Here is a 17,536-nt window from a genome sequence, read left to right on the forward strand (position 1 = left end):
CACGCCACCCCATGAAACCGACGTCGCGCAGGGGCCGAAGGTTGCCCCACGTGCCCCGCGAACCACGACCGCCTCGGTAGCAGAACCGTGACAATCGCGCGTGACCTGCGTCATCACTGACCGGACCGGAGACCTGAAGCCGCCTATACACACCAGGTATACGCGGTGTGTATACGTCCTGTGTACAGTGCCTCCCATGTCCATCGGTCACACCCTCCTGGGACTCCTGGAGTCCGGACCCCGCCACGGTTACGACCTGAAGCGGGCCTTCGACGAGAAGTTCGGTCACGACCGGCCGCTGCACTACGGCCAGGTCTACTCGACGATGTCGCGGCTGCTGAAGAACGGCCTCGTCGAGGTCGACGGCATCGAGCCGGGCGGCGGCCCCGAACGGAAGCGGTACGCGATCACCGACGCCGGCGTCACCGACGTCCAGCAGTGGCTCGCCACCCCCGAGAAGCCGGAGCCGTACCTCCAGTCGACCCTCTACACCAAGGTCGTCCTCGCCCTCCTCACCCACCGGAACGCGGCCGAGCTCCTCGACAACCAGCGCTCCGAACACCTGCGCCTGATGCGCATCCTCACCGACCGCAAGCGCAAGGGCGACCTCGCCGACCAGCTGATCTGCGACCACGCCCTGTTCCACCTGGAGGCCGATCTGCGTTGGCTGGAACTGACCGCCGCCCGACTGGACCGGCTCGCCGCGGCGGTGACCCGATGACCGCCACCGCGCCGGCTCCCGCCGGCTCCCTGCTCGCCGCCCACGACCTGCGCAAGGCGTACGGCCCGACCACCGCCCTGGACGGCGCCCACTTCTCCATCCACCCCGGCGAGGTCGTCGCCGTGATGGGCCCCTCCGGCTCCGGCAAGTCGACCCTGCTGCACTGCCTCGCCGGGATCGTGCCGCCCGACTCCGGCTCCATCACGTACAACGGCCGCGAGATGGCCACCATGAACGACGCGCAGCGCAGCGCGCTCCGCCGCACCGAGTTCGGGTTCGTCTTCCAGTTCGGCCAGCTGGTGCCCGAGCTGACCTGCGTGGAGAACGTCGCCCTGCCGCTGCGGCTGAACGGCACCCCGCGCAAGGAGGCCGAGCGCACCGCCCTCGGCTGGATGGAGCGCCTGGAGGTCGACGACCTGTTGGGCAAGCGGCCCGGCGAGGTCTCCGGCGGCCAGGGGCAGCGGGTCGCCGTCGCCCGGTCCCTGGTGACCAACCCGCGCGTGCTCTTCGCCGACGAGCCCACGGGCGCGCTCGACTCGCTCAACGGCGAGCGCGTGATGGAGCTGCTCACGGAGGCCGCCCGGTCCACCAACGCGGCCGTCGTCCTGGTCACCCACGAGGCACGGGTCGCCGCGTACTCCGACCGGGAGGTCGTCGTACGGGACGGCAAGTCGCGGGACATGGAGCGGATCGTATGAGCGTGCGGCAGTGGTCGCGGGACCTGGCCATGGGCGTCAGGTTCGCGTTCACGGGCGGCCGTGAGGGCTGGGTGCGCCTGCTCCTCACCGGCGTCGGCGTCGGGCTGGGGGTGGCGCTGCTGCTGCTCACCACGGCGATACCGAACGCGCTCGCGGCGCGCGACGCACGGGAGGAGGCCCGCACCGACATCACCTTCAGCTGGGACGACGCCCCCAAGGGCGACGACACCGTCCTGGTCGCGAACGTGAGCACCACCTACCACGGCACGGCCGTCCGTGGCCGGGAGGTGGAGCCCGACGGCCCCCGCGCACCGACGCCGCCCGGTGTGTCCGAACTGCCCGGCCCCGGCGAGATGCTGGTGTCCCCCGCGCTGGAGGAGCTGCTGGCGTCCGGCGAGGGCCGGCTGCTCCGGGAGCGGCTGCCGGAGCGGATCGTCGGCACCATCGGGGAGAGCGGACTGATCGGCCCGACGGAGCTCGTCTTCGTCCGGGGCGGCGAGGACCTCGCGTCCCGGATCGACACCTCGAGCCCGGTGGCCCGTATCGACAGCTTCGGCGACACCGACCCCCAGCCGTCCGAGCCGTGGGACCCCGTTCTGCTGCTGCTGGTCCTGATCGTCTTCGTCGTCCTGCTGATGCCGGTCGGCGTCTTCATCGCCACCGCCGTGCGGTTCGGGGGCGATCAGCGCGACCGGCGGCTCGCGGCGCTCCGGCTGGTCGGCTCCGACCGCCGGATGACGCGGCGGATCGCCGCCGGCGAAGCCCTCGCGGGCGCCTTGCTCGGGCTGCTCTTCGGCGCCGGGTTCTTCCTGCTCGGCCGTCAGCTGGCGGCGTCGGTGGAACTGGCCGGCATGAGCGTGTACCCGAGCTATCTGAACCCCTCGCCGCTGCTGGCCGCGCTGGTCGCCGTCGCGGTCCCCGCGGCCGCCGTGCTGGTCACCCTGCTCGCGCTGCGCGGTGTGGTGATCGAGCCGCTCGGCGTGGTGCGGCTGGGCAGGCCCGCCCGGCGCCGGCTGTGGTGGCGGCTGCTGCTGCCGGTGGGCGGCGTCGCGATGCTCTACCCGATGATCGGCCAGGGCAGCGACGACGGGCAGTTCAACCAGTACCTGGTGACCGGCGGCGTCGTCCTGCTGCTCGTCGGCGTCACCGCGCTGCTGCCGTGGGTCGTGGAGACGGTCGTCGCGCGCCTCGGCGCCGGCCCGGTCTCCTGGCAGCTGGCCGTCCGCCGGCTCCAGGTGAGCAGCGGCTCGGCGGCCCGCATGGTCAACGGCATCGCGGTGGCGGTGGCGGGAGCGATCGCCCTGCAGATGCTGTTCGCCGGCACCGAGGGCCGGTACACACAGGACTCGGGGAAGGACCTGAACCGGGCGCAGATGTCCGTGCGGGTCGCCGAGGGGACCGCACTCGGCACGGTCGCGGAGAGGTTCCGGACGACCGAGGGTGTCGACGCGGTGTACACCCTCTCCCAGACCTACCTGAACGACCGCCCGGGCGACGAGGCCGATCTCTACTCCGACGTGACCGTCGGCGACTGCCGGGCCCTGCGCGAGGTGGCGTCGATGCCCTCCTGCCGGGACGGCGACGTCTTCGCGGTGCACGGCGGCGAGTACGACGACGCCACGCCCGAGCTGGCGAAGGCCGGCCGCGCCGTGTGGTTCGTACCGGCCTACGGCTCCGAGGGGGCGCCGGCCGCCTGGACCGTCCCGGACAGTCTGAAGGAGGCCCGGTCGGTCGACGACCCGACCGGTGTGCGACGCGGCGGCTTCCTCTTCACGCCGGGCGCCCTGCCCGAGGGGGCCGAAGAGGCGCTCTCCCACGAGGTCTACCTCGGCATCGACCGCTCCGTACCGGACGCGCCCGAGCACGTCCGGAACACGGCGGCGGCCGTCGATCCGTACAGCGAGCCCTCGGAGTGGGCGTCCTTCGAGCGGAGCAACCGCTTCGACTCCATCCGTACCGGCCTGTTCGTCGGCGCCAGCTGTGTGCTGTTCCTGATCGGCGCGAGCCTGCTGGTCTCCCAGCTGGAGCAGCTGCGCGAGCGGCGGAAGCTGCTGTCGGCGCTGGTCGCCTTCGGCACCCGGCGCCGCACGCTGAGCCTGTCGGTGCTGTGGCAGACCGCCGTCCCGATCGCCCTCGGCCTGGCGCTGTCCACGACCGTCGGACTGGCCCTGGGCGCGGTCCTGCTGAGAATGGCCGACGTCCCGGTGAGCGTGGACTGGGCGAGCGTGCTGTCGATGGCCGGTGTCGCCGCGGCCGTGGTCGCGGCGGTCACCCTGCTCAGCCTGCCACCGCTGCTGCGGCTGATGCGGCCGGACGGACTCCGCACGGAGTAGCCGGCGCTACCGGAGCGGGGCCCCTCCGCGGAGGGGCCCCGCTCGCGTTCCCTCCCTCACAGACTGTGGGCCTGCACCGCCCTTCTGGCCTGGGCGAACAGCATGCCCACGTTGACCGACTTGCGGCAGACCACGACGGCGACGACGTCCTGCTGGTCGGTCATGCGGATGAACAGGTGGGTGAGGTTCTCGCTGTTGACCAGGATCTCCTGGAAGAAGTGCTGGTCGCTGGTGAGGCCGCGGCGCTCCTTGAACACGTCCTCGATCATCTGGACCGTACGGCCCTGGAACAGGTCGAGGGTGGCGCCGGCGAGCAGGTCGAGGACCTCCGGCGGATGGTTGTCGACGGTCTCGTACGACAGCAGCATGCCGGTGGACATGTCGACCACCCCCGACGCCACACAGTCGGGGGCCTCGGTGCGCAACATCTTGACCAGGCTCATCACCTGGTCGGAGAAATTCGCGTTCATACGCTTGGTCGCCACCTCCTCACACCGCCTCGGGCCCGGCCCCGCGCACGGCCGCCACCGCCGGCACCGTCTCCGGTGCCGTCAGGATCGAGCCGATACGGGTGAGGGCCGGGCGGGTCTCCTCGTGCAGCCGGTCCAGATCGACGCCCTCGTCACCGAGGACCACCATGAGCGCGCTCTCCCCCACCGCGTAGACGGCGGCGCAGCCGTGGCTGCCGTGGGCGACGGTCTGGTGCAGGGTGCCGCGCCCGGTCGCCGCCGTGGTGCGGCGGGCGAGTCCGAGTCCCGCGGCGGCGATGGCGGCGAGGCCCTCCGGGTCGATGTCCTCGGCCGTGTCGGCGGCTATGAGCAGTCCGTCGGCGGCGGCCACCGCCGTGTCGGTGATGCCGGTGACCTGCTCGCGCAGGCCCCGCATCTCCATGGCCAGAGCCTTGTGATCCATGAGCCTCAACTCCTCGACGTGGTGACTTGGTGACGTGGTGACGTGGTGACTTGGTGACGTGGTGTGTCCTGACGGGGCGTGTCCGTGGTCCCTCCGTGCCGTCAGGTGCCGGGATCCGGGGCGCGGACCCGGTGCCGCAGCCGGAAGAACCCCTTCCAGCTCGCCTCGCGGTGGGTGGCGGCGAGGGTCTCGTTGATGCCGCTGGCCCCCGGCAGGCGCCGGGGAAGCTGCCGGGGCGGCCGCTCGGGCGGCACCGGCCGCTCCTGGTGGGCGGACGGCTCGGAGGGCGCCGGTGCGACCGGCTCCGGCGGCAGGAGCTCGCCGATCCGCACCAGCTCGCCGAGGCGTACGCGGTACTCGCCCGGCTCGGGCCCTCCCGCCCGCTTCGGCGGCTCGGGTGGCTCGCATGGCTCGGGTGGCTCCGCGGGTTTCTCCCGCCGTAAGGGGAGCAGCATCCCCGTCGACGGGATGTGCACCGGGACGGGTGGGGCCGTCGGTGGGATGTCGGTGCAGTGCAGGAGGCCCTCGGCGAGCATGCGGGCGACCTCGACGGTCACCGGGTAGACCCCGCGCCCGGCGACGAAGGCGAGGTCACGGGCGGTGCGGCGGCCGTCGGCGTGGGTGAGGAGCTCCCGCCGGGCGGGCGGCAGCCGGAGGTCGTCCGGGGTGGCGCCGGGCACGGGGGCGGGCCGTTCCCGGTCGGGCAGGACCGGGCAGGGCAGCGCGGCCAGGGCGGTGAGCTTGCGGGTCGCCTCCTGGAGCAGCCGCAGCGGGGTCTCGCCGACGGCCACCGGTGCGAGGGGGCCGGCACCGGACGGTGCCGTGAGCGGCCGCACCCCCTCGACCCGGCCCACGACGATCGCGAACACCGCGTCCTGCAGCGCCGACATGCGGACCACCCTCAGCTGGGCGGCGCCCGCGTACCCGTGGGCGATCAGTCCCGCCTCGGGCCAGCGCCCGGCCCCGGGCTCCCGCAGGAGCCCGTCCCACTGCTCGCCGCTGATCCTCCCCGAACGCAGCAGCAGCGCTTCGGGGCCGGGCGCGCCGGGGCTCTCGGCAGCGACGACGCGCCCGCCCCGGAGGTGGAACGTGCCGCCGGGTCTTCCGCAGACGCGGAGTTCCCCGGTGGCCGCGTCCCGTCCGCACTCGGCGAGGGTGCGCGACAACAGGCCGTACCCGGCCCGGTCGAGGGAGATCCGACGGTCCGCCATCGCTCCCCCTGACCTGTCGCACACACGCCTGACGCGTGACTCCGAGGGGGTATGTGTAGCAGCGGAGACGTGCGCCGCGGACGGACTCTCCTCACCTGCCGCCACCTGACAAAAGGTGAAGTGTCCGGCGGCCCAACCTGATGTGTTCGGTGCACATTTGACCGACTGGATGACCGTTCAGGACCCGCGGGCCTCGTGTGCCAGGATCATGTGATGTCCCTCGACTCGCTCAAGGCCTCGCTCCCGGAGTACGCCCACGACCTGCGGCGGAACCTGACCTCGGTGATCGGCGACTCCCCGCTGCCCGCGCAGCGGCTGTGGGGCACGGTGCTGGCGACGGCCGTCGCCGTCCGCTCCCCCGCCGTGCTGCGGGCCCTGGAGCCGGAGGCGCGGGCCCGCCTGTCCCCGGCGGCGTACACGGCCGCGAAGGCCGCCGCCTCGGTGATGGCGATGAACAACGTCTTCTTCCGCACCCGGCACCTGCTGTCGGACCAGGAGTACGGCTCGCTGCGGCCGGGACTGCGGATGAACGTCACCCGCGACCCGGGCGTGGACCGGGCGGACTTCGAGTTCTGGGCGCTCGCGGTCTCCGCCCTCAACGGGTGCGGGGTGTGCCTCGACGCGCACGAGCGCGCCCTGCGCCGGACGGACGCCGACCGCGAGACCGTCCAGGAGGCGTTCAGGATCGCCTCGGTCGTCCACGCGGCCGCCGTCACGCTGGACGCTGAGGCGGTACTGGCTTCCTAGGCCCCCTCGTCCGGGACCTTCTCGACAGGCGCCGGGGCCTGCGCGGGCGCGTCCGGCAGATCGGGCGCCGCCCCGGCCGCCGCCACCCCGGGCGCCGACGGCTCCTGCGGGGGCGGCACCTTGCGGGAGTAGGCGTGCAGATAGGCCACGACCGTGTTCGTCACCGCGACCAGCGGCACCGCGACCACCGCGCCGCCGATGCCCGCGACCAGACCGCCGGCCGCCACCGCCAGGACGACCGCCAGCGGGTGGACGCGTACGGCGCGGCCCAGGATGAACGGCTGGAGGATGTGCCCCTCGATCTGCTGCACCGCCAGGACCACCACCAGCGTCATGACGGCGGTGAACACGCCCTGGGTGACGAGGGCGACGACCACCGCGAGCGCTCCCGACACCACGGCGCCGACCAGCGGGATGAAGGCGCCGAGGAAGATGAAGACGGCCAGCGGGACCGCCATGGGCACGTCGAGGAAGTAGATGCCGAGCCCGATGAAGATGGCGTCGATCAGCGCCACGATCACCGTGCCGCGCACGTACGCGGTCAGCGTCCGCCAGGCCCGCGGGCCCGCACCGGCGACGCCCGGCCGGGCCGCCGTCGGCACCAGCTTCAGCGACCACTTCCAGATGCGGTCGCCGTCGTGCAGCAGGAACAGCGTGCAGAACATCGCGAGCAGGATGCCCGTCAGGGCCTCGACGATGACGGTGACGCCCTCGAGCCCCGCCGTGGTGATCGACTCGCTGTTCGCGCCGACCGCCTCGCGCAGGTTCTTGGCGATGTCGTTGATCTGCGTCTCGGTGACGTGGAAGGGGCTGTCGAGGAGCCAGCGCCGCAGCTCGTCGATGCCGTCCTGCACCTGACTGGAGAGGTGGTCGATGTTCTCCATGACCTGCCAGGTCACGAACCAGCCCATCAGGCCGATGACACCGAAGCCGAGGATCGCGGTCAGGGCCGTCGCGAGCCCGCGCGGTACGCCGTTGCGGCGCAGCCGAGCCACGGTCGGCTGCAGCAGCGCCGTGATGAGCAGCGCCGACGCGAAGGCCAGCACCACGAGCTGGACGGCGCTGATGACCCGCATCAGCACCCACAGGGTGCCCGCGAGGACGAGCAGCCGCCAGCCGACCTCGGCCGCGACGCGCATGCCCCAGGGCACCGCCGCGACGGGGTCGGGGCGGGCGGCGACGGCGGGGGCGTAGGCGGGCGGCGGCGGGACGTGGTCCGGGGGCGGCGCGTCCGCGGCGGAGTCGTGGCCGGACCCTTCGGCCTCCACTTCCCTGCGGCGCTGCTCCAGCCGTCTTCCCCAGCCGGTGAGCCCGGCCCCGGCCCGACCGACCCACCCTGGTACTCGCGACATGATCCGTCCTCTTCCCCCGTTCTCCACCCGCACTCCCCCGACAGTGGCCGGCTCCGACCGTACATGGCCAGAGCCCCTCACCGAAGGACGGTGAGGGGCTCTGGGAGGTTGAGCGGCCGAACGGCCGAGGGGCTCAGTACCAGTGGTTGGCCTGCCAGAACGACCACGCGCCGCAGGGGCTGCCGTAGCGCTCGTTCATGTAGTTGAGGCCCCACTTGATCTGGGTGGCCGGGTTGGTCTGCCAGTCGGCACCGGCGGACGCCATCTTCGAGCCCGGCAGCGCCTGGACGAGGCCGTAGGCGCCCGAGGAGGGGTTCTGCGCCTGGTAGTTCCAGGTGGACTCGCGGGAGACGATGTTGCTGAAGCAGGTGAACTGGTCGCCCGGGATCATCTGCTGCGCCATCGCCTGGACCTGCGCGGTGGTGTACGTGCTCTGGACCTGGAAGTCGGAGGCGTCGGCGCGCGCGGTGGACCGGCTGGCCGCCAGCTCCTTCTCCTTGCGCTCCTTCTCGGCCTTCTCGGCCGCCGCCTTCTCCTCCTCCGCCGCCTTCTGCTTGCTGATCGCGTCCTCGGCGGCCTTCTTGCGGGCCGTCTCCTCCGCGTTCTTCTTGGCGGTGGCGTCCGCGGCGATGGCCTGGACGTCGGCCTGCTGCGCCAGGGACGCGGTCTGCACCTGCGCCTGCTGGCCGGCGGGGATGTCGGCGAGGAGCGTCGCCTCGCTCGCCGCCAGCTCGAAGTCGTCGGTGCCCTGGGCGGTGCTGCCCGAGGCAACTCCGACGACGCTGCCGACAGCGGTGACCGCGGTGGCCGAAGCCACTGCGAATCCCCGGACCGAAATCCGGCTCACACGGTTTCCTTCCAGCATCGCCCGCTCCGGTGACCCTCACGGACGCGATCGTGCCCCTGGCGCTGGCCTCCCAAATGCGGGGTCACGGGGAGGCACGGGCCCGGTGGCAACTCCCGCGCGGGGAGCGCCGTGTGGTGCTCGGGCGGCATACGACGACGCTATGGAGTTCTGGTGCTTCTGCTGTCCCGTACCACTGGGGGTGGGGATACAGATGTGTCGTATGCGGGGCCTGACAGGAACGAGACTCTGCCGCACGCCCGCACCGCAAGGCAATTCCAGGGTGCGTGGGAAAGCTCACACCTCGTACGTCCCAGGAGATTCACAGAAACCACCACGCGCGAAGGCGCCGCCCGGCTAGGCTCAAGTCCTTTGCCGAGCGGCGCCAACCGCCGGGTAACCAGCCCTTGTCGGGCGCGAGGGCTCAGATCTGCCCGTCCTCCAGCATCTCGGTCACCAGGGCCGCGATCTGCGACCGTTCGGACCGGTTCAGGGTCACGTGGGCGAAGAGCGGATGCCCCTTCAGTTTCTCCACCACGGCGACGACACCGTCGTACCGGCCCACCCGCAGGTTGTCCCGCTGCGCCACGTCATGGGTGAGCACCACCCGCGAGTTGGCCCCGATCCGGGACAGCACGGTCAGCAGGACGTTCTTCTCCAGGGACTGCGCCTCGTCCACGATGACGAACGCGTCGTGCAGGGAACGGCCGCGGATGTGGGTGAGCGGGAGCACCTCCAGCATCCCGCGCGCGGTGACCTCCTCGATGACCTCCCGGCTGGTGACCGCGGAGAGCGTGTCGAAGACCGCCTGCGCCCAGGGGCTCATCTTCTCGGCCTCGGTGCCGGGCAGATAGCCGAGTTCCTGCCCGCCCACCGCGTACAGCGGCCGGAAGACCATCACCTTCTGGTGCTGGCGCCGCTCCAGCACGGCCTCCAGTCCCGCGCACAGCGCGAGCGCCGACTTGCCCGTGCCGGCCCGGCCGCCCATCGACACGATTCCCACGTCCGGGTCGAGCAGCAGGTCGAGCGCGATCCGCTGCTCGGCGCTGCGGCCCTTGAGGCCGAACGCCTCCCGGTCGCCGCGTACGAGACGGACGTTGCCCTCGGGCGTGACCCGGCCCAGCGCCTTCCCCCGCTCGGACTGGATGGTCAGGCCGGTGTGGACGGGCAGGTCCGCCGCCTCGGGGACGTACACGTGTCCCACCTCGAAGAGGACGTCCACCTGTTCGCCGGGCAGGGTCATCTCGGACATCCCGGTCCAGCCGGAGGAGTCCGTGATGGCGAGCTCGGCGCGGTACTCCTCGGCGAGCAGGCCGACGGACGACGCCTTGATCCTCAGTGGCAGGTCCTTGGAGACGACGGTGACGTCGTACCCCTCCGCCTGGAGGTTGCGGGCGACGGCGAGGATGCGGGAATCGTTGTCGCCCAGGCGGTAACCGCTGGGCAGCACGCTGGGATCCGAGTGGTTGAGCTCGACACGGATCGTCCCGCCCAGGTCCCCGGTCGGGATCGGGGCGTCGAGGCGGCCGAACCGCACCCGGAGGTCGTCGAGCAGACGGAGTGCCTGCCGGGCGAAGTACCCGAGTTCGGGATGGTGCCTCTTGGCCTCCAGTTCCGTGACCACGACGATCGGCAGCACGACCTCGTGCTCGTCGAAGCGGCTCAGGGCGTTGGGATCGGCCAGCAGGACGCTGGTGTCGAGAACGTAGGTGCGCCGGTCTGGCTTGTGGCGCTGTGCGCTGGTCACCACGGAAGGACGTACCCCCTCGGATGAGGTCGGGGAGCGACGAAGAGAACTGGACCGGTCGTCGGCCACGATGCACGGGCCGAAAACCGGCCCCTTACCCTCTTCGTTCCGCGCAGCGACAGCACGGTCGGGCTGGTGCAAAGGGCCTCCCGGGCGGACGACCCCGTGCCGTCCGCTGAGGATGCGACACCCGTGGTTCGGATGTCGACCTGCTGGGACTATGCCCTCGAACACGCGCCGCCATGCCAGACCGTACGACGGCGCGATGATGAACTGCTCGTTACGTCTGCCCCGGTGAGGCTGCTCTACACCGCACAGGAAGCACCCCGGGGAAGGAGGCGGTCAGCCTCCGTAACGACGGTGTCGCGCGGCGTAGTCACGGAGCGCGCGCAGGAAGTCGACCTTGCGGAAGGCCGGCCAGTAGACGTCGCAGAAGTAGTACTCGGAGTGCGCGGTCTGCCACAGCATGAATCCGGACAGGCGCTGCTCGCCGCTGGTGCGGATGACGAGGTCCGGATCCGGCTGGTGGCTGGTGTAGAGGTGACGGCCGATCATGTCGATGTCGACGGACTCGGCGAGGTCCTCCATCGAGGTGCCCTTGTCGTGGGCGTCGTGCAGCATCGAGCGGACGGCGTCGGCGATCTCCTGCCGGCCGCCGTAGCCGATGGCGACGTTGACCACTATCCCGTCGACGTGCGCGGTGGCCTCCTGAGCCTCCTTGAGCACCGTCTGCATCGGCGCGGGCAGCAGGTCGAGGGTGCCCACGTGGTGCACGCGCCAGCGGCCGTCCGCGGCGAGCGACCGCACGACGTTCTCGATGATGCCGAGGAGCGGGCCGAGCTCCTCCTGCGGCCGGTCGAAGTTGTCCGTGGACAGCAGCCAGAGGGTGACGACCTCGACGTCCGTCTCGGTGCACCAGCCGAGGAACTCCTCGATCTTGTCCGCTCCCGCCCGGTGCCCCTGGGCCGTGGTGCTGCCCGCCGCCTTCGCCCAGCGCCGGTTGCCGTCCATGATCACGCCGATGTGCTTGGGCACCTCGGCGTGGTCCAGGTGGCCCTCCACCCTGCGGGCGTAGAACCTGACCAGCAGGCGGCGCAGGTTGTCGCGCAGGTTCACGTGATTGTCAGCCCCTCCGTAGCGGATCGGACAGGCGCGGCGATGCGGCGCGCTCGGTGCCCGTGTGACGGTCTCCGGGTGGCGGTCCCCAGGGGCGAAGCCTACCGCCGAGTCCGCCAAGTCCCGCCGCAGGGTGCGGATGGGAGCCGTGGCGGCGGTCCCGGCTCCGGCCCCCGACGCGTGCGCCGGGCGTGCGCCGGGCGCGTGCGCCGAGCCGGGGGGAACGGCGCGCGTGCCGGGCAAAAAAACGGGCCGGTCCGTGGGGGGGAGACGGACCGGCCCGAGGGGGGGTTTCCACCATAACCCTTCGTGAGTGATGCTGCGTGCATCGGCGTCCAACAACTACTCTCCGCGACCGTCCGACGACGCGCCGGTGGTCACGGAAGAGGGCATTCAGGAGGAGATCATGGCCGGATGACAGCTGTTTCCAAGGCGAGTCGTCGATATTGGGTGAGATTCACGGGGTGTAAGGCCGTTTGTGGGACACATGGCGACACGCCCCGGCGCACCCCCTCACGGGTGAACCGTGCCGGCACGTCCGCTTGACGCCGGACGGCTCCGCGCGCCCGCCGGATCAGCGGGCGGGCCTGCGCGCCTCGAAGAGGTGGCGGGTGCTGTGGGCCACGAAGGGGCCGTCCCGCTCGATGCGTTCGTGAAGCTCGCGCAGTCGGGGCAGGTACGCGTCGACCGTGAAGTCCGGCACCATCCAGACGACCTTGCGCAGGAAGTGCACGACGGCGCCGATGTCGAAGAACTCCATCCGCAGCCGCTCGGCCCGCAGGCCGACGACGTCCAGGCCGGCCGCCTCGGCGTCCGCGCGTTCGCGGTCGGGACGGCGGGCGTTCCGCGACTCCTCCGGCTGTGGACCGAGGAAGAACTCGACGAGCTCGAACACACTGGCGGGCCCCACATGCTCTCCTCCCCCCGTCTGGATGTCCAGCGCCGCACGGGCCCGGGCCAGCCGCCCGGCCATCGCCCGCGCGTACCCCCACGAGGGCCGCGCCTCCGTGGCCCGACCCTCGAACCAGGAGAAGTCCCAGCCGTCGGTGGGGACGGCGGCGCCTTCGGCTACGAGTTCCTCGAAGTCGCGGGTGCTCACGGCAGCACTCCTCTGCACGTCTACGGCACGAGGGGGCGTACGTCCCGCGCCACGAACCGTACGAACCCCTCCGGGTCCGGTTCGTCCGCCGTCGGCTGGAGGATCACCGTGTCGGCGCCCGCGTCCGCCAGCCGCTGCACGGCTTTGGCGACCGTGTCCGCGTCGCCGGCGGCCCCGAGGTCGGGTACGGAGCCGGAGCCTTCGGCCTCCAGCTCGGCCCGGAGACGGGCCTGGGCGTCCGGTCCCGTGGCCGCGAGGAGGTAGACGACCACCTTGTGGGGGGCGGTGCGCCCCACCGACTCCCGCCCCTCGTCGATGAGCCGACGCGCCCGCCGTACGCCCTCCGGGGGCGTCTCCGCGGTCAGTACGGTGCCGTCCGCGGCCTCGCCGGAGAGCCGGAGCGTACGGGGGCCGGTCGCCCCGGCCAGCACCTCGGCGCTGCCCGACGGCGGGGGCCAGTCCAGCGCGACGTCGTCCAGTTTCACGTACCGGCCGTCCGCGGTGACGCGCTCCCCGCCGAGCAGGGCGCGCAGCGCCAGCAGGTGCTCCCGCAGCAAGGTCAGCGGGGACGCGGCCCGCACCCCGACCTGCCCCATCCAGTCCTGCACACCGTGCCCGACGGCGAGGGTCGCGCGGCCGGGGAACATCCGGTGCAGCGTCGCGGCCTCCATCGCGGTGAGCGCGACGTTCCGCAGCGGCACGGGCAGCAGACCGACCCCGACACGCACCCGCTCCGTCCAGGCGAGCGCGGCGGCCGCGGCGGATATGCCCCCTTCGAGGAAGCAGTCCTCCCACAGCCAGAGTTCCTCGAGGCCGGCCTCGTCGGCCAGCCGGGCGATGGCCCGGAGACGCTCGGGGGGCAGTTGGGGGCGGAAGACGGCACCGAGTGTGGTCATGGGGGCTGTCTACCCGGGGTGGTGGGCTCGTACAACGGGTTTCTGTGCGCGGCGCGTTACTGCTGTCGGGAGAGGTCAGCCGGGTCGATCGCGACGGGGAAGGGGATGTTCAGGTGAGTGGTCGCGCCCGCGAGTGCGGTCGTCCGCTCCATGTACCGGCCGCCTTCCAGCTCGTACACGACGAGCATGGGGGCGGGATCGAACTCGAGCCGCCAGAAGTGCGGGATGGCTGCCTCGGCGTAGAGCATCGGCTTGACCTTCCGGTCAACCGTGCGGTTGCCGGGGGAGACGAGTTCGATGACGAGCTGAATCGCGTCGAAGTCCACCGTGACGGGGTCGTCGGCGGTCGCACCGGCGTCGGCCACGACGAGGTCGGGCACGACCAGGCCCGAAGGCAGGACGACGTTGACGCCTTCCAGGATTTCCACCGGTGCGCCAACGACACGGGCGGCCGCGTCCAGAGCGACGTGGAGACGGAACGAAGCCCGCTGGTGCCGGACGCCGGGTGCGGGGGACATCAGGAGGGATTCCCCAAGGAGCTCGTAGCGGATGGTGCGGTTCTCCGGCAGAGCCAGGACGTCGTCGACGGTCCAGGGTCCGGTGTGATCGATGGCAACGCTCATGCCCCTTCGCCTCCTCGTTCGACCGGCAGTGTCGGTATGACCTGGACAGGCGGCACATGGCCAGCATACGGGCGCCCTCACCCGCCGACACCAGGTTCCCGCTGCCACACGTGCGGCTCCGGACGCTCGAGAGACGCCCGGAGCCCGCGCCCTTCAGGCGCGTCGTCGCACAGGTGTCAGCAGGGTCGCCAAGGCGTTCTGCAGCGGGTGCAGGCGCAGGGTGGGAAGGCCGTCGCCTGGGGGACCGGGTCGGTGTGATGGCCGGTACGGGTGTGGAGTTCGGCCCGGTCGCGGTCGGTGCTGCCGTCGGGCCTGATCCTGTACACGCGGATCGTCATGCGGGACGGCTCGACGGGCGGTGCCGGCAGGGGCGGGTAGGCGAGGGCGCAGTCCTGGCAGGCGTAGACGTTGAAGCCGGGGCCGGTGGCCGCGTGCACCTCGTGGACCAGGACCGGCTGCTCGGTCACGCATCCGCAGCGGGCGCACATGCGGACGGGGCGACCGCGGCGGACGGGGGTGTTCTCCGTGTCCGTCATCGGGCCGCTCCCACGCGGACACCGTGGATGTGGCGCGGACCGGTGTCGATCCCGACGGTGGCCAGACAGAGGGCCCGGCGGCGTTCACGCTGCCGACGGCGTTCCTCCGGGGTGAGCAGGTACGGCCGGACCAGACGGCTCGTTTCCCCGTCGAGGCGTTCGGTGAAGCGGCAGGGGGGCGGGGCGATTTTGGGCACGTGGGCGGTGACGGAGTTCTGGGCGGGAACAGTCGCGGCGCGATGGCGACCACGTGGACTCGGCATGCAGAGAGTCAGCACCCAGGCGAGTAGTCGAACGGTAAGGTCCAGCATGTCGACGCTCCTTCTAAGCGTTCGGCCATGCCCCGGGACGGCTGTGAACCGTCGCCGGGGTCTTTCTACGGCTCACCACGCTATAGCTGGGACACGCGCAGCGTAAAGCGGTATCGCACTATCTGATGAATCGGATAGCTGGGCATGGTCGTACGGTGTTCGATATGACAGCAGGCTCAGGACAGTCACCTATCGACCCGACCAAAATTGGTTACGTCTACATGCAGATGGCCGACCACATCGCCGAACGCATCGCCAAGGGCGAACTGCGCCCTGGCGCCCGCCTGCCCGGCGAGCGGGATCTGGCAGCGGAGTACGGGGTGGCGAACCTGACCGCTCGCCGCGCCACACGCGAACTACGCGAACGCGGCCTTGTCGTCACCCTCCCCGCGAAGGGCACCTTCGTCGCGTACCCGCAGGAGGAAGGGGACGCGGCCGCCCCCGCCGAGTAGCGCAGCACCGCCGTAATCCCTTTACCACTTCGTTTGCCACTACGCTGCTAGCCTGGTCGTATGACCACCACGGAGCAACACGACAGGGACGACGGACCTGCTCAGAAGGTCAGCGTCTCCATGCCCGCGGGCCGTATCGCAGCGGTCAAAGCTCGCGTGGGTGCGCGCGGTTTCTCGGCGTACGTCAGTGCGGCGGTGGAGAGGCAGATACAGCGCGATCTGCTGGAGGAGCTGCTCCAGGCCAAGGAGAGGGAGATCGGTCAGCCTTCCTACGAGGTCCTGGAGTGGGCCACCGAAATCTTCCAGGAAGCCGAGGCCCTGGCAGCGAACGAGCAAGCCGTGGAAGAACCCCGGACGCACGGGAACGACGGGGGCAGGGAATGGCACGCTCGCGAGGCCAGCTGAACCATGGCGTGCTGCTCCTCGACAGTGAGGGGCTGAGCAGGTTCATTGTGGGCGACCCTCACGTCGTGGGCCTGATCCGCATGGCCCAGGCCAAGGACACGCTCGTCGCCCTGAGCAATCTCACGCTGATCGAGGCATGCCACCCCGACGTCCGTATGGACCGCTTCCGATGGCACACCTCCCGGTTCGAGGTACTCCCCGTCACTGACGCCATTGCCTGGCGGGCGCTGGACCTGTTGCGGAACGCCGGTCTGCACGGGCACAAGTACGCGATCGACTCCGTCGTGGCCGCCACGGCCCTGGGCTACACCGGACCCCGTATCGTCGTCACCTCCGACGCAGACGACATGAACAAACTGTGCGGGGACCAGGTCCGCGTCGTGGGGGTGTGACGGTGGGCAACTCTCGGGCGTATCCCGTCTTCCGTACCACTGACGCCGTCGAGGCGTGGACACAGGCGCAGCGCCTGAGTGCTCTGCTGGAGGAGCGCGACGACGAGGTCACGCTGGTGGCTGATCTGCTGACGGTCGAGGACGCTCGGCAGATGGCAGCGGCGCTGCCCGGGGCCGAGTTCCGCTACGCCGAAGTCCGCACGGACCCGGTGACCCGTGACTTCTTGGACTTCAGCCTGGACATCGCAACGGCGGAGTACGCCGCCCTGGAGCCGGAACTGCCCCTGTCCGTGTTGCATCACGTTTCACCGGGCACCGTGGAGGACCGGTTCGTGAGGGCGGTGGGGCAGGGCTTCGCCTCGATCGGCCTGCCCGGCAGGTGGCCGGAGGACGACGAGGCGGACGCGCACGGCCACTACAAGTACGACGGCGTGGAAGTCGTCTTCAACTGCGACGACGTCAACTGGCTGGAGCCGTCTCACCGCCACACCGTCTTCGTTCACGTCGACAAGTGGGGCGACCTTCCACGCGTCGAGAAACTCGCGGCATACCTCGGTGGCACCGTACTGGGAGAAGCCCAGCTCGGCTGGTAAGAGGTCAGCTCCGGCTGTTCCCTCCCCCGCCGTCCCGGGGGAACGACACCTCCACGCGGCGGTTCTTGCGGCGGCCCTCCTCCGTGGAGTTGTCGGCGATGGGGTAGTCCTCGCTGTAGCCGCGCACCTCGAAGGTGACGCTGGGGCCGAGGGCGCCGGCCAGTTGGTTGTGGACGGCTTCGGCGCGGTTCTTGGACAGGGTGACGCCGTGTTCGTACGTGCCCAGGTTGTCGGTGAAGCCGAAGACGCGGACCGTGGACGGGTTCTGGCCCTCGATCTCCTGCGCGATCGCCTCGATGCGGGCGTTCGCCTCCGGGTTGAGCTTGGCGCTGTCCTTGCCGAACAGCACCTCCGCCTGGAGTGCGAACGTCACGGTCGTGTTGGTGTCCTCGCGGCGCTCCTCACCGCCGAGGTCCTCGACGACCGACTTGATGTCCAGCACCTTCGCGGAGGCCAGGGTCGCCCCTTCGGCGAGTTTCAGCCCGGGGCTGTTCGCGTCGACCTCCGGGGGCGGGGAGGTGGTGACGGTGCCCGGGGGTTCGCTGGGG

The 17,536-nt window shown here is 71.2% G+C and carries 21 protein-coding genes; 8 read left to right on the forward strand and 13 right to left on the reverse strand.

What is annotated here, in order from left to right; genetic code table 11:
* The first annotated feature begins 196 nt into the window (after window positions 1-196).
* Genes UW392_RS32495 through UW392_RS32505 form a run of 3 tightly spaced genes read left to right on the forward strand, consistent with a single transcriptional unit; the run spans window position 197 to window position 3,752 of the window.
* A complete protein-coding gene (locus UW392_RS32495) occupies window positions 197-721 on the forward strand; it encodes a PadR family transcriptional regulator (RefSeq protein ID WP_320778766.1) in 525 nt (174 codons plus the stop codon).
* Complete coding sequence (locus UW392_RS32500; RefSeq protein WP_320778767.1) at window positions 718-1,419, forward strand: ABC transporter ATP-binding protein; 702 nt, start codon at window positions 718-720, stop codon at window positions 1,417-1,419. The genes UW392_RS32495 and UW392_RS32500 overlap by 4 nt, the downstream gene beginning before the upstream one ends.
* The gene (locus UW392_RS32505; RefSeq protein WP_320778768.1) at window positions 1,416-3,752 is read left to right on the forward strand and encodes an ABC transporter permease; all 2,337 of its coding nucleotides are present in this window, start codon (window positions 1,416-1,418) and stop codon (window positions 3,750-3,752) included. The genes UW392_RS32500 and UW392_RS32505 overlap by 4 nt, the downstream gene beginning before the upstream one ends.
* A 56-nt stretch (window positions 3,753-3,808) precedes the next feature.
* Here the strand turns inward: UW392_RS32505 and UW392_RS32510 are convergent, their stop codons facing one another.
* From UW392_RS32510 to UW392_RS32520, 3 genes are all read right to left on the reverse strand, one after another.
* The gene (locus tag UW392_RS32510; RefSeq protein ID WP_320778769.1) at window positions 3,809-4,222 is read right to left on the reverse strand and encodes a hypothetical protein; all 414 of its coding nucleotides are present in this window, start codon (window positions 4,220-4,222) and stop codon (window positions 3,809-3,811) included.
* Window positions 4,223-4,241: 19 nt separating this feature from the next.
* On the reverse strand, window positions 4,242-4,664 hold the full coding sequence (locus tag UW392_RS32515) for a roadblock/LC7 domain-containing protein (protein ID WP_320778770.1): 423 nt from the start codon (window positions 4,662-4,664) through the stop codon (window positions 4,242-4,244).
* 101 nt (window positions 4,665-4,765) lie between these two features.
* Complete coding sequence (locus tag UW392_RS32520; RefSeq protein WP_320778771.1) at window positions 4,766-5,875, reverse strand: MarR family transcriptional regulator; 1,110 nt, start codon at window positions 5,873-5,875, stop codon at window positions 4,766-4,768.
* A gap of 213 nt (window positions 5,876-6,088) precedes the next feature.
* On the opposite strand from UW392_RS32520, the gene UW392_RS32525 reads away from it, so the two are divergent.
* Window positions 6,089-6,622, forward strand: coding sequence for a carboxymuconolactone decarboxylase family protein (locus UW392_RS32525; protein ID WP_320778772.1), 534 nt, complete (start codon window positions 6,089-6,091; stop codon window positions 6,620-6,622).
* Here UW392_RS32525 and UW392_RS32530 read toward each other — a convergent pair.
* From UW392_RS32530 to UW392_RS32570, 9 genes are all read right to left on the reverse strand, one after another.
* A complete protein-coding gene (locus tag UW392_RS32530) occupies window positions 6,619-7,974 on the reverse strand; it encodes an AI-2E family transporter (RefSeq protein ID WP_320778773.1) in 1,356 nt (451 codons plus the stop codon). The genes UW392_RS32525 and UW392_RS32530 overlap by 4 nt on opposite strands.
* Window positions 7,975-8,107: 133 nt before the next feature.
* Window positions 8,108-8,839 carry a transglycosylase SLT domain-containing protein gene (locus UW392_RS32535; RefSeq protein WP_414496729.1) on the reverse strand — a complete coding sequence of 244 codons (732 nt, stop codon included), beginning with the start codon at window positions 8,837-8,839 and terminating at the stop codon, window positions 8,108-8,110.
* Between the two features lie 403 nt (window positions 8,840-9,242).
* Window positions 9,243-10,568: a PhoH family protein gene (locus UW392_RS32540; protein ID WP_320778775.1), complete on the reverse strand. Its 1,326-nt coding sequence runs from the start codon at window positions 10,566-10,568 to the stop codon at window positions 9,243-9,245.
* A 339-nt stretch (window positions 10,569-10,907) separates the two neighbouring features.
* On the reverse strand, window positions 10,908-11,681 hold the full coding sequence (locus tag UW392_RS32545) for an isoprenyl transferase (protein WP_320778776.1): 774 nt from the start codon (window positions 11,679-11,681) through the stop codon (window positions 10,908-10,910).
* Window positions 11,682-12,255: 574 nt separating this feature from the next.
* On the reverse strand, window positions 12,256-12,780 hold the full coding sequence (locus tag UW392_RS32550; protein ID WP_320778777.1) for a hypothetical protein: 525 nt from the start codon (window positions 12,778-12,780) through the stop codon (window positions 12,256-12,258).
* 20 nt (window positions 12,781-12,800) lie between these two features.
* The gene (locus tag UW392_RS32555) at window positions 12,801-13,676 is read right to left on the reverse strand and encodes an LLM class flavin-dependent oxidoreductase (protein WP_320778778.1); all 876 of its coding nucleotides are present in this window, start codon (window positions 13,674-13,676) and stop codon (window positions 12,801-12,803) included.
* 56 nt (window positions 13,677-13,732) lie between these two features.
* Window positions 13,733-14,299 (reverse strand): Uma2 family endonuclease, encoded by a 567-nt coding sequence (locus UW392_RS32560; RefSeq protein WP_320778779.1) that lies wholly within the window; start codon window positions 14,297-14,299, stop codon window positions 13,733-13,735.
* 176 nt (window positions 14,300-14,475) lie between these two features.
* On the reverse strand, window positions 14,476-14,835 hold the full coding sequence (locus UW392_RS32565; protein ID WP_320778780.1) for a hypothetical protein: 360 nt from the start codon (window positions 14,833-14,835) through the stop codon (window positions 14,476-14,478).
* Entirely contained in the window at window positions 14,832-15,146 is a 315-nt protein-coding gene (locus UW392_RS32570) for a hypothetical protein (RefSeq protein ID WP_320778781.1), read from the reverse strand. The genes UW392_RS32565 and UW392_RS32570 overlap by 4 nt, the downstream gene beginning before the upstream one ends.
* Before the next feature lie 221 nt (window positions 15,147-15,367).
* Here UW392_RS32570 and UW392_RS32575 point away from each other — a divergent pair, with 221 nt between their 5' ends.
* The 4 genes from UW392_RS32575 to UW392_RS32590 all read left to right on the forward strand — a co-directional run bounded on the left by UW392_RS32575 (window position 15,368) and on the right by UW392_RS32590 (window position 16,988).
* Window positions 15,368-15,598 carry a winged helix-turn-helix domain-containing protein gene (locus UW392_RS32575; RefSeq protein ID WP_320778782.1) on the forward strand — a complete coding sequence of 77 codons (231 nt, stop codon included), beginning with the start codon at window positions 15,368-15,370 and terminating at the stop codon, window positions 15,596-15,598.
* Window positions 15,599-15,658: 60 nt separating this feature from the next.
* The gene (locus UW392_RS32580; protein WP_320778783.1) at window positions 15,659-16,003 is read left to right on the forward strand and encodes a hypothetical protein; all 345 of its coding nucleotides are present in this window, start codon (window positions 15,659-15,661) and stop codon (window positions 16,001-16,003) included.
* A 65-nt stretch (window positions 16,004-16,068) separates the two neighbouring features.
* On the forward strand, window positions 16,069-16,395 hold the full coding sequence (locus UW392_RS32585) for a PIN domain-containing protein (RefSeq protein ID WP_320778784.1): 327 nt from the start codon (window positions 16,069-16,071) through the stop codon (window positions 16,393-16,395).
* 2 nt (window positions 16,396-16,397) lie between these two features.
* The gene (locus UW392_RS32590) at window positions 16,398-16,988 is read left to right on the forward strand and encodes a hypothetical protein (RefSeq protein ID WP_320778785.1); all 591 of its coding nucleotides are present in this window, start codon (window positions 16,398-16,400) and stop codon (window positions 16,986-16,988) included.
* 4 nt (window positions 16,989-16,992) lie between these two features.
* Here UW392_RS32590 and UW392_RS32595 read toward each other — a convergent pair.
* A partial coding sequence (locus UW392_RS32595) for an OmpA family protein (protein ID WP_320778786.1) occupies window positions 16,993-17,536 on the reverse strand: 544 nt, incomplete at its 5' end.

Source organism: Streptomyces sp. CRN 30, from assembly GCF_034105845.1.

Coding starts and splice junctions, on each gene's coding strand:
- UW392_RS32495 (WP_320778766.1), top strand. CDS start 197: ATGTCCATCGGTCACACCCTCCTGGGACTCCTGGAGTCCGGACCCCGC.
- UW392_RS32525 (WP_320778772.1), top strand. CDS start 6,089: ATGTCCCTCGACTCGCTCAAGGCCTCGCTCCCGGAGTACGCCCACGAC.
- UW392_RS32570 (WP_320778781.1), bottom strand. CDS start 15,146: ATGCTGGACCTTACCGTTCGACTACTCGCCTGGGTGCTGACTCTCTGC.
- UW392_RS32515 (WP_320778770.1), bottom strand. CDS start 4,664: ATGGATCACAAGGCTCTGGCCATGGAGATGCGGGGCCTGCGCGAGCAG.
- UW392_RS32505 (WP_320778768.1), top strand. CDS start 1,416: ATGAGCGTGCGGCAGTGGTCGCGGGACCTGGCCATGGGCGTCAGGTTC.
- UW392_RS32565 (WP_320778780.1), bottom strand. CDS start 14,835: ATGACGGACACGGAGAACACCCCCGTCCGCCGCGGTCGCCCCGTCCGC.
- UW392_RS32530 (WP_320778773.1), bottom strand. CDS start 7,974: ATGTCGCGAGTACCAGGGTGGGTCGGTCGGGCCGGGGCCGGGCTCACC.
- UW392_RS32580 (WP_320778783.1), top strand. CDS start 15,659: ATGACCACCACGGAGCAACACGACAGGGACGACGGACCTGCTCAGAAG.
- UW392_RS32510 (WP_320778769.1), bottom strand. CDS start 4,222: ATGAACGCGAATTTCTCCGACCAGGTGATGAGCCTGGTCAAGATGTTG.
- UW392_RS32555 (WP_320778778.1), bottom strand. CDS start 13,676: ATGACCACACTCGGTGCCGTCTTCCGCCCCCAACTGCCCCCCGAGCGT.
- UW392_RS32520 (WP_320778771.1), bottom strand. CDS start 5,875: ATGGCGGACCGTCGGATCTCCCTCGACCGGGCCGGGTACGGCCTGTTG.
- UW392_RS32560 (WP_320778779.1), bottom strand. CDS start 14,299: ATGAGCGTTGCCATCGATCACACCGGACCCTGGACCGTCGACGACGTC.
- UW392_RS32500 (WP_320778767.1), top strand. CDS start 718: ATGACCGCCACCGCGCCGGCTCCCGCCGGCTCCCTGCTCGCCGCCCAC.
- UW392_RS32535 (WP_414496729.1), bottom strand. CDS start 8,839: ATGCTGGAAGGAAACCGTGTGAGCCGGATTTCGGTCCGGGGATTCGCA.
- UW392_RS32575 (WP_320778782.1), top strand. CDS start 15,368: ATGCAGATGGCCGACCACATCGCCGAACGCATCGCCAAGGGCGAACTG.